The 15,215-nt window shown below is 52.8% G+C and carries 10 protein-coding genes; 3 read left to right on the plus strand and 7 right to left on the minus strand.

Annotated elements, in window-relative coordinates:
• Positions 1-102: 102 nt before the first annotated feature.
• The 6 genes from ACQKPA_RS29960 to ACQKPA_RS29985 all read right to left on the minus strand — a co-directional run bounded on the left by ACQKPA_RS29960 (position 103) and on the right by ACQKPA_RS29985 (position 9,278).
• Positions 103-1,815, minus strand: coding sequence for a PrpR N-terminal domain-containing protein (locus ACQKPA_RS29960; protein WP_427496037.1), 1,713 nt, complete (start codon positions 1,813-1,815; stop codon positions 103-105).
• A 186-nt stretch (positions 1,816-2,001) separates the two neighbouring features.
• Positions 2,002-2,736 carry a glycoside hydrolase family 30 protein gene (locus ACQKPA_RS29965; RefSeq protein WP_427496038.1) on the minus strand — a complete coding sequence of 245 codons (735 nt, stop codon included), beginning with the start codon at positions 2,734-2,736 and terminating at the stop codon, positions 2,002-2,004.
• A 124-nt stretch (positions 2,737-2,860) separates the two neighbouring features.
• The gene (locus ACQKPA_RS29970; protein WP_427496039.1) at positions 2,861-3,676 is read right to left on the minus strand and encodes a phosphotransferase; all 816 of its coding nucleotides are present in this window, start codon (positions 3,674-3,676) and stop codon (positions 2,861-2,863) included.
• Positions 3,669-5,888, minus strand: coding sequence for a DEAD/DEAH box helicase (locus ACQKPA_RS29975; protein ID WP_427496040.1), 2,220 nt, complete (start codon positions 5,886-5,888; stop codon positions 3,669-3,671). Before ACQKPA_RS29975 ends, ACQKPA_RS29970 begins: the two co-directional genes overlap by 8 nt.
• Positions 5,885-7,222, minus strand: a complete 1,338-nt coding sequence (locus ACQKPA_RS29980; protein WP_427496041.1) for an ATP-binding protein — start codon at positions 7,220-7,222, stop codon at positions 5,885-5,887. Before ACQKPA_RS29980 ends, ACQKPA_RS29975 begins: the two co-directional genes overlap by 4 nt.
• A gap of 73 nt (positions 7,223-7,295) precedes the next feature.
• On the minus strand, positions 7,296-9,278 hold the full coding sequence (locus ACQKPA_RS29985; protein ID WP_427496042.1) for a TerB N-terminal domain-containing protein: 1,983 nt from the start codon (positions 9,276-9,278) through the stop codon (positions 7,296-7,298).
• 138 nt (positions 9,279-9,416) lie between these two features.
• Here ACQKPA_RS29985 and ACQKPA_RS29990 point away from each other — a divergent pair, with 138 nt between their 5' ends.
• Both ACQKPA_RS29990 and ACQKPA_RS29995 read left to right on the plus strand, forming a co-directional pair.
• Positions 9,417-10,079 (plus strand): M50 family metallopeptidase, encoded by a 663-nt coding sequence (locus tag ACQKPA_RS29990; protein ID WP_427496043.1) that lies wholly within the window; start codon positions 9,417-9,419, stop codon positions 10,077-10,079.
• 108 nt (positions 10,080-10,187) lie between these two features.
• Complete coding sequence (locus ACQKPA_RS29995) at positions 10,188-10,718, plus strand: DUF6933 domain-containing protein (protein ID WP_427496044.1); 531 nt, start codon at positions 10,188-10,190, stop codon at positions 10,716-10,718.
• A gap of 522 nt (positions 10,719-11,240) precedes the next feature.
• Here ACQKPA_RS29995 and ACQKPA_RS30000 read toward each other — a convergent pair.
• On the minus strand, positions 11,241-14,030 hold the full coding sequence (locus tag ACQKPA_RS30000) for a glycoside hydrolase family 2 protein (protein WP_427496045.1): 2,790 nt from the start codon (positions 14,028-14,030) through the stop codon (positions 11,241-11,243).
• A 146-nt stretch (positions 14,031-14,176) separates the two neighbouring features.
• Between ACQKPA_RS30000 and ACQKPA_RS30005 the strand changes: the two genes are divergently transcribed.
• Complete coding sequence (locus tag ACQKPA_RS30005) at positions 14,177-15,109, plus strand: ArsR/SmtB family transcription factor (protein ID WP_427496046.1); 933 nt, start codon at positions 14,177-14,179, stop codon at positions 15,107-15,109.
• Positions 15,110-15,215: the final 106 nt, after the last annotated feature.

Below are 15,215 nucleotides of genomic sequence, written 5' to 3' on the forward strand. Positions count from 1 at the left end.
GTGGTAAAACCGCTGATTCCTCCACCCGCATAGCGGGTGGTTTTTTTGTTTCGCGCGTTTCACGCGCTCAACTGGCTAAAGCCATAACAAAAAAAGCTGAAACTATTGTTTCAGCTTTCTCCACAGGGTCGAACGGTTGATACCCAGCCGTTCCGCAACCTTCGTCTGATTAAATTGTTCTTCCTCCATAATCGCGTCGATGATCCTCTTCTCGATCTCATCCAGCGTACCATGAAGAAACTCGGGGCTCATCGCAGCTGACGGATGACCTTCCTTCTTGGCAAGAAGCCGGGAAATGAGCGGCTTGCCGATCACGTAGCCCTTCTCCTCCGTCACTGCGTCCTGAAGCAGGATTTTCAGCTCCGACACGTTGCCTGGCCAATCGTACTGGGTCAGCAGCTGAATCGCTTCATCCTTGATCTTGATCGGTGAAGTCCCAAGCGTGCCATGGTAGGACGCAATATAATAAGTCACTAATGGTTTGATGTCGTCCTTACGCTCGCGCAGAGCCGGCACGGCAACCCTTGCCGCCTCCTCATCCAGCAGGAGGGGATGATAATTCGAATCGTCCTTTTCCAGCGAGAGGATGATCGCGAAGCCCCGATTCTTCATTCCGTTGATCCACTGCTTCAAATCCGTCATTTCTTCGGGAGCAATCGCGTCCAATCCATGGATGTACAGCGTTCGGATGTCTTCATCCCAAGCTTCCTTTTCGTCTTTTTGCAACAGGGCCATGGTCTGCTTTCCGGTAAGCCGGACATACAAGCCTTTGCCTTCATTCTTTCGGAAATGAATATATCGGGAGAGCAGCTGCTTGCCTGTTCCGGCTTCGCCGATGAGAATCAGCGCACGGCTGTCCAAATGATACTCGATCCGCTGCAGACAACCATGCATCGCCTCGCTTTGCGAAATCAACATCGGCAATTGGGTCACGGCCTCGACATGATAGCCATCGTTCTCCCCGTTTTGTTTCACTTCGGAAAAGGTATACAGGTAGTAACGTTTCCCTTGTATTGTTTTTGGCGTCCTTTTCTGTTTAACCTTCCGGGTGCCGACATGATGAATCGAAATAGAGGACTCAGCATCCCGAATTAACCGAAGATCGGCTTGCAAGGCCTCCCGCGAGAGTGGACAGGAACCGTAGTCCGGCCACTGTTCATATACAACCTCTCCCTCTTCATCCAAAACGGCAAAGTTCGCGGCCGTTTCCTCCAACAACGCATGCAGAAAGGATATTTCCCACTGCGTCCGCTCGTGGAGCCGGAATGCGGACTTGGCCTTTTGAAACGCATCGAAGATGGCCTCGCGCCCGGACTGGATCAGAATCCCTTCCAAATGGTGCTTGGCAGCTGCCTCTATCGTTACCACATCACCCATGATTAATTCGAAGCCCTTCGCCTTCAGATCCTCCAGCAGCCGGTCTACCTCTACCGCCTTCGCTACCGTGAACACGTGAACCTCGATATCCAGCACATCGGTAATGGCTTTGGCTCCAAGCGTAATATTGGAGAAGCCCACAATGGCTTTTTTGCCTGGAAAATGATTGGCCAATGTGAGCACACGCAGCATATCATAGCCTGAAACATGGACATCGATAACGGGAATGCGCACCTCGGGTTCGATCAGCTTAGCCGTACCGCCCCGGCTAATGATCACGTCATATCCCAGGCGTTCGCCTTCCTTTGCCAGAGGAACCGCTTCTAGCAAATTGCCGACCTCGACTCGGACTTCCAGCTCCGGCTCTTCCTTCCGGCATTCTTCTATTAAGTGGCTCATAGCGGGATACGGAGCAATAAATAACGTTTTAATGGTCATGATTGTCACCTGTGTTTTCTTTGGTAAACCTTATTCTTGTTATTATTCTACCGTTTCTATATGAAATAACCAACTCTATATATGAAAAGGCACCCTAGTCGGCGACCATCAACCAAAAAGGTCGACGGCGCCGACTAGAGTGCCTTATATTATCTAATATCTAACCTATGAACTGTTACCTCAAACTTACGCCTCTACTAAAACGGACATGGCGCTTTTCGGTGCAAGGCGGAGGTTAAGGTGCTCCGTTCCCCGCATGTGCAGTGCAGTATTCTCCTCCTGCTCACTGTCGTTAAACAACACAACGGCAATCGATCCATCCGTGTTCTTGAATGCTACCGAACGAATAGACTCATTGCTGGTAGAAGCAATTCGAACCGCTTTCGGACGGATCACTTTGCTAAAATGCGCCAGCGCATAGTAGTCCAGTGTATAGGTAAGCTCCTTCGTCTGCTGATTTACCGTGACAATGCCGCGGCAGGTGCTTTTTCCAAAGCCTGGAACGGTAGGGCCATTTTTCTCGTCCAGCGCCATATTCCACAGCACGTAGGATTTACTGTGATTGCGGAGTATCTCGATTCCGGTTCGCATCACATTGGAGAAGGCCTGCTCAAACGGCGGGATCCACTCCCCGCCCGATCCTTCCGTGAAATGAACCTCTTTCCCCGGGAATGCATCGAACACATCGGATTGGGCCGACGGCTTACCACCATACCAGTGCCAAGCGACGCCATCCACAGCGTCATCCGCTTGCTCAAAAACGGTCAACGGGTAGTCCGGCTTGTCCCAGTTATGGTCATAACAAAGGATTTTTGTATCGATACCGTTCTCCACGAATTGCGGCTTCAGATGATTCTTGATGAAATCGCTTTGCGCCTCGGGCAGCATGATCATGCCGGGATAATGACCAGGCGAGTACATAAGTTACCACATACGTGAGGTGAACACAACGCTTTTTTGGAAGGGGTTACAAAATATTTTTCCGATTACGCCCATGCCTTGGAGAATAGGCATAAAAAAAAGCAGGCCACTCCTCACATCGGTATCATTCATGATACCACTCTTCGAAGTGTGCCTGCAGAAATTGAATCTCTCGTTCGTAATGGACCACATGCCCCTCATCGATCATGTTCTGGTAAGCCTTGTTCCCTTGTGCTGCACCGGTTGTAAGTGTATCGCATAATGCCTTGAGGCGTTTTATAGTCCATTCTTTCAAGTTGGGGGGCGGTGATATGCCATAGGACTTAAAGAACAGCGATATTCTGTGCGTGCGATCCGCAGCATGTAATTCCGATTGATAAGGAATCGATGTCCCTGTAGTGTAATTTATTGCAAAGCTTGCTAGCGGGACTGAGGTGTACAACATATAAACCATGTCCCAAATTCGTGGACCTGGTGCAGCCAAATCAAAATCGATCAGTGCAATCGGCACTTCATCTTTAAACACGATATTGTATGGTGCGGCATCATTGTGACAGATCACTTCATCGTCCCATTCCTCCGAAGCCTGAGAGTTATGCGCAGCCTCCGGTTGGATTGAAGTTGCAGCAAAGCCCTGTACGGCGTCATGATAACGCCGTAACAACGCTGCACTCTGGATAAGGGCATGGTCCGACCATATATAAGGTTTAAAATCAGGATATTGGTTTCCCGGCACTTCGCCAGGAATGTAGGACAAGATCTCCCGACCGCTATGATCAATGCCTATGAACTTGGGGGCACCTTCAAAACCCTGCTTATCCAAGTGTCGAAGCAAGTCATGCACGAAAGAACTCCATTTCGTAGTACGATGAACGTTATTACCGATACGTACGACTTCGTTCACATTGCCACCAGGAAGTATTTCTTCCTTGTCATTCATTCGTAGCTCCCCTTCCCGCTGCTCCATGCGCCATTCCCAGCACCTCGGCCAGTCCTTCCAGATCCAGTCCGTCGGCGGCAAAAGCGGTGCGAACGAGCTTCGGCGGAACGAACTCGTCATATTTGCCGAGATACGGCGCTTCGTCCGGATCGAGGAGCGCGCCGGCATCCTCGCAATCCATCAGTTCCTGCTTGATTTCCGCCATCAGCGTCTTATTATCGACCTTACCCGCGACAACCATATAATACGGCTCCATCGGTACGATGGAGCGCAGCGCCAGCCGCTCGAACAGATTATGCTTCAGCAATCGCTCCAGCGTGCGGAACTGCTTGCTGCCCGCCCAAGGCAGGATGAACAGGGAGTCACCGCCCGCCGGTAGGACCACCTGCTTCAGCAGTCCACTTTCCCGGGCAAGGCGGCGAGCCCGCTCCAGGCGATTCACCGCGCCCGGTGCCAGATACGGGTAAATGGCGCTGTCCGCCAGCACCTCCCGCATCTTCTGCACCACTCGAGTATGCACATCTCCGCCTGCGCCAAGCCACAAGGTATCGACCTTCCCTTTGGCCGACTTCACATATAGGGCCTTATGCCTCGTATCGACTTCCTCCACCTTCCACAGCTTGCCCGCGAGCGAGAAGCAGTAGCCCGGCGGCGGCACGGTCGTAATCGATCCGATTTCTTCGGACCCGTTATAAACGACATGCTCTTCATCGTCCTTAAACACCGCATAGAAGCGGTAGTTGTTCACGATTTTCTCCCCGCCAAGGCCGATGATCAAGCTTCCTTCCTCCGTACGCTGGATATGGTCCGTCTGGATTAAATACTGCAAGAACTCTTTGTATTCCTCCGGCTCGATGCCGCGGAAAGCCGGTAGTGTCAGCACCGATCTCGCCAGATCCGGCGGCTCTGCCTCGCCCATGCTCTTGAGCGTGCTCATCGTCTGATGATAGAGCACGCCCACCGGCTTCTTCCGCAGGGCCAGCGGTTCGACCCACTTCTCGCGAATATACAGCTCGATGACCGCAATGGCCCGGAGCAGCATCCATGGCATGCGCGCAGGCAGCATGGCCTCCTCGTCCTCGTCCTCCGGACAGAGGAACATCATCTCGGAGGCCTGATCCCCGCGCCGGCCGGAGCGGCCGAGCCGCTGAACGAAGCTGGAGCAGCTGTACGGCGCGCCCAGCTGGATCACCCGCTCCAGCTCGCCGAGATCGATGCCGAGCTCCAGCGTCAGGGTGGCCGCCGCAACCGCTGGCCCCGGACCTTCTCGGAGCGCGGCCTCGGCTTCCTCGCGCAGCATCGCGGAGATGCTTCCATGGTGCACATGGAAGACATCCCGCTGCTCGCGCTTGGCTGCAATCCGCCGCAGCTCGAGCGTGGTCAGCTCGGCATCCGAGCGGCTGTTGGTGAAGACCAGCGCTTTTTTCAGATGCGTGTTGTCGTATACGAAATCGTAATAGGCTTTACAAGCAAGCTCCAGCTGCTCCGCCTGCTTCTCATCCCGTGCATCCGGGAAGGAGAAATGCTCGACCGACAGCCGCAGCTTCCGCCCCCCTTGCGGGGCAATGACTTCAACCGCGTTCTTCGTGCCCGCGCCCAGCCAGCCGGCTGCGGTCTCGTAATCACTCAGCGTTGCCGACAGCCCGATGCGGCGAGGCGAGCAGGCAGCCATCCGCTCGATCCGGGTCAGCTGGCTCAGCACCTGAATGCCGCGGTCAGCTCCCATAAAGGCATGCACCTCGTCAATGATGACATACCGCAAATCCTGGAACAGCGCCGGGATGGCGTTCGGCCGGTTCATGAGCAGCCCCTCAAGCGATTCCGGCGTAATCTGCAGCACGCCCGACGGCTTCTGCATCAGCTTCGTTTTCTCCGCTTGGGACACATCGCCATGCCAATGCCATACCGGCACCTGGCCCTCCTTCAACAGATCGGAGATGCGCTCAAACTGATCGTTGATCAGCGCCTTTAGCGGGCCGATATACAGGATCCCGACCGAACTGGAAGGCATGTTGTACAGCTCCGTCAGCGCCGGGAAGAACGCGGCTTCGGTCTTGCCCGATGCCGTACCGGAAGCGATCAGCAGATGATTGGGCGTATCGAACAGGACACGGCAGGCTTCCACCTGCGCCTCACGGAGTGTGTCCCATCTTTTTTTATAGATAAACTCCTGAATGAACGGGGCCAGTCTGGAAAAAGGGTTCGCACTCATAATTCAAACTCCGCCAGGAGATCGTCCAGATCGTCCGAATCGGCATCATTCGGCCCTTTGCCCTGCGGCTGCGCTGCGGCACGCTCGCCTAGCAGCTCTTCAAACGTGGCCTCCGGATGCTGATGCAGCGTATGCAGCAGATCCATGAAATCCCGCACCACCTCGCGGGTGGTGAGCAGTTCCTCTGCTCCCAGCCTATTCACGGCCGTCTGCATGAATGCGATGAGCTGATCATCCGTCAACTGCGCTTCATACTTGAAGTGGAGGGCGTGAATATCGCGCAGCTTTTGCAGGAGAATAAGAATCTCCTCATACGACAGCATGTCCAGCTTCAGGATGGGCGACGTGTAGGTTCTCAGCGAACTGCTGCCGTAGCGTCCGTCGATCAGGCGGGAGCGCAGCGCATCATAACTGAACAGCCCCCGGCGCTCATCCTCGACAAACTGCGGCGTTCCGCCCATGTAGATGCCCAAATGCTCCGCTTTGCCCTGCATGGTGTCGTTAAACATGGTCAGCAGCTTCTCGTAGTTGCTCTGGCGGGACACGCTGTTAGTGATTTTGTAGAGGTTAACCCCTTCGTCAATAAACAGCAGCAATCCCTTATACCCGATGGCAGCTGTAAATTCCGACCACAGCTTCATGTAATCGTACCAATTGTCGTCATCGATAATGACCCCGACGCCAAGGTCCTTGCGGGCCTCCGTCTTCGTCGGGACTTCCCCGCGGAGCCAGCGCAGCGCCGCTCCCTTGCGGTCATCGTCGCCAAGCTTATAGCCGTTCCAGTAAGCAGCGAGAACCTTCGCAAAATCAAATCCGTGCACCAGATTCTGCATGCCGTTTGTCACCGCATAGATCTGCAGCTCCACCCGATCATTCAGGGCAGGATCATCTGGCCGCATGCCCGTCTCCTGCATGATGTCCTGCTGGATCGCAGCAATCCATTTCTGCAAAATGGCCTCAAGGGCTCCCCCGTCCGGGCGCGTCCTTGTAGACAGATGGGTCATCAGCTCACGGTAAGTCGCAAGCCCTTGCCCTTTCGTGCCCACCAGCCGCCGCTCCGGCGACAGATCCGCATCCGCCACCACGAAATCGCGGTCCATCGCGTAGTTGCGGATGATCTGCAGCAGGAAGCTTTTACCGCTTCCGTAGCGGCCCGTAATCAGGCGGAAGGCAGCGCCGCCCTCGGCGATATTATCCATATCGCGCAGGATCGACTCCACCTCCGGCTTCCGGCCGACGGCAATGAACTCAAGTCCCACCCGCGGCACAACCCCTGCCGTTAAAGAATTCACGAGGGCGGTTGTGAGCCGTTTTGGTATTTTTAGTTCCGTCATGGTTCCACCTCTTTCAAGCATCTTCCAAACATCTCTCAAGCCTAACGAGTCAAATCGATTTCAATCCGTCCGGTTATTCGGACTTCAATGTTTCCAGCATATCTATATAATCATCCGCAATGGTCTCTCCATCGATCAGAAGATCACCGATGGTATCCATCGCGGCCTCATTGATCTCATCGAGCAATAACGCCGGCATGGAACCGGCCTTCTCCGCAATTTGCTGCAGCCCCGGTCGGTTCGGTCCCGCCTTGAGGGCGTGGAGAACTTCCAGATGGATGGGATTGAGACGCTCTGCGAGCTCCTCCCATTCCTCATCCTCTACCTCCCATTGCCACGACTGCTCTCCTACTGTAGGCATCACTATAAGAGACTCTTCATCTACGACGTGCGGGTCCCTAACATGGATACCCCTAGCTTCAGATGAATGATCTTCTAGAGAGCCCATGGACTGCAATAAGCTTTCATCAGCACTCTCTGACGGCTCCAGAGACCTTCCATTAGCTGCTTCTGACTCCGATTCTTCCGTGTTCACGGAACGAACGATGACATCTGCATCGTCATGCTGTTCACGCACCTCTATGGCGCCCGGCTCATAAGGGTCCGCATCAAAATCCATCACCGCCTGGAACACGTCCGGTTTCTTTGCCGCCGATTTTCGCGAGGACCGACCCTTGGAAGGCGCAGCCATGTTAGTGCTTATTCCCACATCTTCGGAGTGGTATGAAGGAGCTCCAACTGACGGAGCAGAATCCGATGCCGGCTGGCTGTTGATTACTTCAGCCTGCTGCTGCCCCGCTTCCTCCGTAAGCAGCATGTCGCGGACCTGGTCCGACTCCCGCTGTAATCTGCGCAGCTTCCCGGTGTCGATCTGAACCTCAGGTATTGCCTGTTTGCGCTCGGCCTCCTGCTCCTCGTGAATCTCTTTTTTCAGATAACGGGTGATGATCTCTTGCACGTCGGGCTCCACCGCATCCGCGCCGCGCAGCCGTCCCTTAAAACCTCTCAATTCCCGCAGCTTATTCTCGGTCAAGCGAACCAGACCCGTTATATAGGAGCGCAGAGGAGCGTACTCGCTTAAGGACACCACCGTCAGCACGACGTTTCGCCCGTATAACCCATGATCGTACACCGCGCTGCGGAATAAATGCCGTTTTACCTGCCGGGGCCGCGGCTGAAAGCGATCGATGAAGCGCTGCCCCTTCATTTTGGCTAAGTAGCTGTCCACGAGCGCAATCACCTTCGGGGCATACCGTTCCAAGTCCTTGCGGCCAATCTCCTGGTAAAAACGGCTCTTCTCCACGTCATAATCCAGCAAATCCAGCAACAGCTCCCACGTCAGCTCCACCGGCTGAAGGGAGAACCGACGCTTCCATTCCTTCTCCTTCAGCTCACTGGATAAAACGGGCGGGAAGCGCTGGTACGTTTCCCGGATCGGCATATCCAGGCCATGCACGATCATAAAATCATATAACCACTCCCGCAAGTACGTATCCAGCTTGGCATAACGCTTACGGTAGGCTGTCCACGCCTGCTCCATCAATTCATAGCCCTGCAGGGGTTCGGTCCAGCCCACGCCATGGATCAGCTCGTAAAAATAGACAAACAAATAGGATAAGTCCGTATCCGGGTAACGCCCTGATCTTACTTCCTCCCGCCAGTAAAAATACCATTTGAATTGGTCGCTGGCCATCTGGTCGTAGGTCGGCCAATAGCTTTTGAAAGCCACAAAAGGGGCCTCTCCCTCCACATGCCATGCGAGCTCCCTTGCTTTCTGCACGAATATCTGCTCCTTGGTCACGTAGCGGAAGTCCTCGCCCCAATTCATATCCAGCGGCTGCTGCGGCTTCACAATCAGGGATTCCTTCGTTGGTGCCACAGGATTCATTGGTTCCTGTTCCTGAATCAGCATATCCGACTGCTTGTCCGGCAGCGAAACGTCCTGCTCGTCGCCGGCCAGCTCAAATTCGGCAAAACGAATCCCTTGGTCATTCACGAGCGTAGTATGTCTTATATGTTCTATGTGATTGTCGTTGTTAGGCTTATCATTTTTCATCGAACATGAACCTCCGTCACAACTTCAATTATACCATTTAACCTATAGGGACTACCCGGTTTTCACATGTTTCTCATCTGTATTATAATGGACGGAATGATAGTCTAGCGAATGACTTTATGCTGAAAGGACCTTCGAATGAATAAATGGCTGAAAGCATTGTTATTTCTAGTTGGCGCGGCTATTCTGACAAGGCTGATCCCCTTCTCCTCCTGGTTCCGTATCCTGGATACGATGATCCATGAGCTGGGGCATGCCGTCATGACCCTACTGATGTCGGGACGGGTCCTCAGCATCGAGCTGAATCCCGATCACAGCGGCGTGACCTATTCCATGCTGGCTTCCGGCGGTTGGAGTCCAATCGTGGTCTCGCTTGCAGGTTATATGTCGGCGTCCCTGTTCGCCATTCTGATGTTCTATGGCTATGCCAAGAAAAAACAGGCCACCGGCTTGATCACCATTACCGCGCTTGCCCTCATTATGATCATTTTCTTTGTTCGCGCCGGCTATGGATTGTGGTGGCTCATTATTTTTATGATCGTGAATCTGATCTTCTATTTCCTCGGCGAGAAGATCCGCAATTTCTACTACCTGCTGCTTGCCTTTCTCGTGCTGGAAGAGTCCGTGGTCGGTCCGCTAACCCTCCTGACCATGGCGCTGACCCAGCCCAAACAAGCAGGCGACGCCTCTAACCTGGCCAACATGACCGTGCTCCCGGCCTTCGTCTGGGCGCTGCTGTTCCTGCTGTTCTCCCTATGGTGCGCGAGGATGGCGCTGCAGCTGTTCTGGAAGAAGCGGTGAAACAGGTTAGTCGCAAGACAGGCAGAAGAAGCCAGCATTATCCAAGCATTTGGATGACGCTGGCTTTCCATTGCTATAAATAGATCAAACCGAAAAAGAGGCGATTTTTTGCTTATTATCCGCTCAACAAAGAATTTATTAAAGGATATGAAAATCGATAAATCCATAACCAAAATTGACATTGCTGATCCGTTCTTTAGTTGGCATGCTAATCTCGTTTTTGTGAACAAACGGAAGCATATAGTTTTAATAAATGATCTGTCGAGATTGAGTTTGACTATAGCAGGAATTAGAAGTACCCAATATAAAAACCTGAAGAATATATTTAAGGAACAATTAAAGAATTATTTAATATCTGAAAACATTAACAATTCAACAATTAATGAATACCTAAACAAGTGTAATGAAGCCGTTTATACAACAACGAACAATAGAAGTATTCTCGGAACACTGAATGATATTGTTCTAATCATGCAGGAAGTAGGTAAGGAATTTGATAATTATTATGATTTAAATAGATGGAATACCGATAGACTTTACAAATCGACAGATCTAAATAATCAACGAGAATATCTTAGACCTATAGAATTATTTAATAAGGAATTAGAAAACCGATATACAAGATTATTTGACAGTTGATGACTGAAGGCAATGAAATCGCCTAACACATTCTTGATCTTTTAACATGCATTAACAATAACAACAAGAGAAAGTAAAAACCCACCCAAAGGTTGAGGCCAGAGGTGGGTTTTGTTCCTATCGACTTAGAAGGGAATAAACCATCCAAGCCAATTGTACTGACCAAGTGTTCGCTGCACTTGGTCTTTATTACATATATAATAACATAATGAAAAAAATGTATCAAAGTGTAGGATAGAAATTGAAACAAGAAAAATTAAGTTGAAGGTAAACGAAAATGGCAGCTCCATCACATAACAACCTATCCATGCTGGGGCATTGCCCATGGTCTACCCAAGGCTTACATATGAGATCAGATTCTCAAACGTATACGAACCGTCGATAACACCATATCTCCACTCAGGGCTATCGAAACGAGAAATTCCCATACAAAATGGGCTGCCCGGCACGTAGTTATTCACTACGAATGGACAGCCCACTTACTATTAAACTTTACATTAATGGTTTGTATCTGTCACGATATCACCGGTACCGCACCAGCAAATCGATCGGATAGCGGCCTGCATTCCGACCATACAGACTGATGCCGCCTTCCTCGGCCCGCAGCTCCAGTCGGAAACTGCGCTTGCGGTCAAGCACTGCCGCGAGTCTTCCCGGTACCTGCGCCTGGCACAGGTATCCGTACGAACCGGCCTCTTCCAGAAGGTTATGGACCGACTGATAGTGCCACGACAGCACGCCTCGACTATCGGCAGGGTCATCCGCGAGCACAACCTCGCCGATTTGGACATCGTCCACCCACACGGAGATACGGGATTCATGCATCTCTTCATCCGTCATATAGTAAGTGCTCGGGTTATACTCCACGTCTGCCGACGCCCCGTGCATAAAGTCGATTCCGTGCGTGCGATGCCGCGCCCCCTCGATATTTCTGGCCAATAAGCGTTTCGCGCCAGCCTCGAAGAATATCTCGATATCGCGGATCAGCGGCTGTTCGCCATGATCCGGCAGCTGCACCTCATAGACGAATCGGCCCTCTCCGCCGCCATTCACTTTGGAGCCTTGAAGTGCCTCCCACATGTAGCTGAAGCTTTGTTCACGGAATGTGTTAACCGGGATGCTTACGGTGCTGCCTTCCGTTCCATTGTTCCCCTGCCCCTCACCGCCACGCACGTCAAACGTCGTAAAGTTGCGTGTTACCACACCATTCGCTTCATTCAAGAGACGAACACCGAGGATGGCAACCGCAGCAGTCTCCGGCATACGAAGCTTCAATTCAGTTATTGGTGCTACACCATAGCCGTCCCATGCTACTTCCAGAGTACCTTGATCAGCCACAACCTTCGTTCCGCGCTGATCATAGGATAATTCCCAGGCAAGGGTAAGCTTCTGCCCGTGGAATTGATCCGAATAACTGGAGCGCAGCAGCGGTATGACAGCCTCAGCCCCTTGGTCCAGCGTCTGGCAAGGCGGTGCGTCAATAACGATGAAATCCGGCGTGTGCAGATCGGCGATCGTCATGCCCGGCACAAAGTCCTCGTACCCGAATTTTTTGTCCGTCCCGTCCAGACGGTAGTAGCCGTTAAATTCGTTTGTCACGTCACGGAACTCCGTAAATACGAAGCCGCACAGCTTATCATGGCGCCGGAATTCGTTCAGCATGTAACGGTAATGCCACGCGAGATCGCTGTCCCCGGCTCCTCCTTCAATTCCCCACACGTTTCCGCATTCACTGTTCATGAGCGGAGCGTCGCCTTGCTGATTGCCGCCGATATAGTTATGTTCTGACCCTGGATAGGTCTTCTGGACAATCTCCTCGATATGATTCCGCAGCGGTTCATAACCGTTGATGTAAAAATGCCAGGTATTGATATCCGTCTCCACATGATCATACGCGCAAGGTGAGTTATCTTCTACAATCCGAGTCGGGTCCAGCTCCTTGGCCCATCTGTATTTCTCCCTTACCCACTCCTGGGTCTCCGGAAGATAATACCGATGCTGTCCTTCGCCGCCCGTCAGGCCGGCAGACTCGCTATCCGTGCGAAGCCCCCAAGTCTCGTTAAACATGACCCATGAAAAAATCGACGGATGATTCCGGTCCCGCTCAATCACCTCCAGCGCCTCGCGCTCATAGGCGGAACGCGCCGTTTCATCCGGATTGCCCCAAAAGCATGGCATATCCTCCATCACCAGAATCCCGAGTTTATCCGCCCAATACAGCTTGCGGGGCTCCTCCGGCTTGATATGAATCCGCACGAAGTTCAGACCCAGCCGTTTCATCAGATAGATCTCGTCCCGCATCTCCGTATCCGTCGGGTAAGTGAAGAATCCCGTCTGGTGGTAGGATTGGTCCAGCGTCCCGTTTAAATAGACCGGCTTCCCGTTCAGCGTAATCCAGCGGTAATCCCGTCCGTCGAACTTCGCCGTTCCGATCTCGCGTATGCCAAAATAAGTATGGACGACATCTTCGCCGGATGAACCGGCCAGTCGCAGCTCCCCTTCGTATAAATGAGGGGTTTCAGGACTCCACAACCGCGGCTCGTGGACTTGGAACACCGTTGTCCGTTCATTCGCGCCTTCTTGCAGCTCCCACTCCACCTGATGCGTAACCGACCCCTCCGCAAACGAGAGTTGAAGTGTGACTGGGCCTGCTTCTTGAGCCTGGATCTTGGATTTCAATTCGATCTGACCGTCAATGGAGGTCGTAAAAATAGCTTGCTCCAAGTAGGTTTGAGGCCGGGCCTCCAGCCAAACCGGCTGCCAAATGCCCCGGATCTCGCCATACCCCTGCTTCCCTCGGGTCTGGTAATTGTGGTCGAAGTCCTCTGCACGCACAACGATCGTATTGTCTTTTGCCGAATCCCACACCGTTGTCACGTCAAATTCAAAGGTTCCGTAGCCGCCTTGATGCGAGCCGACATGCTTGCCGTTGACCCATACGTCACACAGATAATCCACGGCCCCAAACCGCAGAAAGACTCGTGCCTGCTTCTTCTCCGGCTCCCATCTCACGGATCGGCGATACCAGCCTACCCCCTTCTCGTTACGCTCAATACCGGACAAGGGACTGACCCAAGAAAACGGCACCGTAATCTCTGAGGTAAAAAGGCTGGCGTCTCCGCCCGGCAAGCCAGTAGCGTCATCACCGGCGCTCGTACCCGCTTGCTGTTGTACATCATCTGATCCTTCCGTGTCGAGCCGGAACGACCACTGGCCGTTCAAATTCAACCAGTCTTTTCGCTCAAAATCCGGTCTGGGGTACTCCGCGCGCGGAATTTCCGTGTGAATGGAGGGTGCTACAGGAGTCTTCATGAAGCTACACAACCTTTCCTTTTTCTGAATTTGCCCCTATTCTAGCACCTGTATATAATAAATGCAATGTACATTGTACTTTTACAATATGCCAAATGTATTGTACACTTGGAGCTACTACAACTCCTTAGTAAAGGAAGGGGATTATGAACGAATCGAAGCTGGAAACCAACCGTTATCCGGCATCCCGGATCGTGGAAGTGGCCAAGGCCCTATCCAGTGATGTCCGTGTCCGCATCCTTGAAGCGCTCGGCGATAAACCGATGAGTGTCGGTCAGTTAGCAGAGGCGCTAGGGATTGCGCAGCCTACGGTGTCCATTAATGTCCAGATGCTGGAGCAAGCGGATCTGATCGTCTCTTCGCAAGGAGCGAACCGGGAAAAAATCTGCGCCGTCACCTGCCGCTCTATTTTTCTCGAGCTGCCATCGAAGCCGGGCGAGGGGTTGCAGCGCACGGAAGAAATCCACATGCCGATCGGCATGTTCTCCCACTGCTATATCGAGCCAACCTGCGGGATGGCAGCTCGGGACGGATCTCTGATCGGATCCCCTGACGATCCGCGCGCCTTTTACATGCCGGAACGAACGGAGGCTGCGCTGCTCTGGTTCTCGGGATCAGGATATATCGAATATTATTTTGCGAACCCTATGCCGCCCGGAGCGGTCCTTGATGAGCTGCGCATCCGCGCTGAGCTTAGCTCCGAAGCGCCTTCCTTCCAGCAGGATTGGCCATCCGACATCACGGTTAGCATCAACGACCTCCCTGTAGGCACCTGGACAAGTCCCGGTGATTTTGGTGATCGCAAAGGCAAACTCACCCCGGATAAATGGAGGAGCGGCAGCGAGTACGGTTTGCTGACGGAATGGCGCGTAACCAAACAAGGCAGCCAAGTCAATGGCCACGAGTCCAGCGCCACGACCATCGATTCGCTGGAGCTCGCCTTTAACCGGCCCATCCGTGTCCGCTTTGAAGTGAAAAAAGACGCCGAGCACCCGAACGGCCTGAATCTATATGGTTCGGGTTTCGGGGATCATCCGCAGGATATCATCCTGTCTTTTGTGCGGTACACGGAAGCCTAACAGCCGACCGCAGCCAGAAGAAGAAAAAGAGGCAAATCTAATAATCAACCGAATGAAGACAAAAAAGGCTATCCCATGCCACCTCTCTTGGCGACTATGGAATAGC

This window comes from Paenibacillus sp. NPDC093718, assembly GCF_050279985.1.
Lineage (GTDB): Bacteria > Bacillota > Bacilli > Paenibacillales > Paenibacillaceae > Paenibacillus_AQ.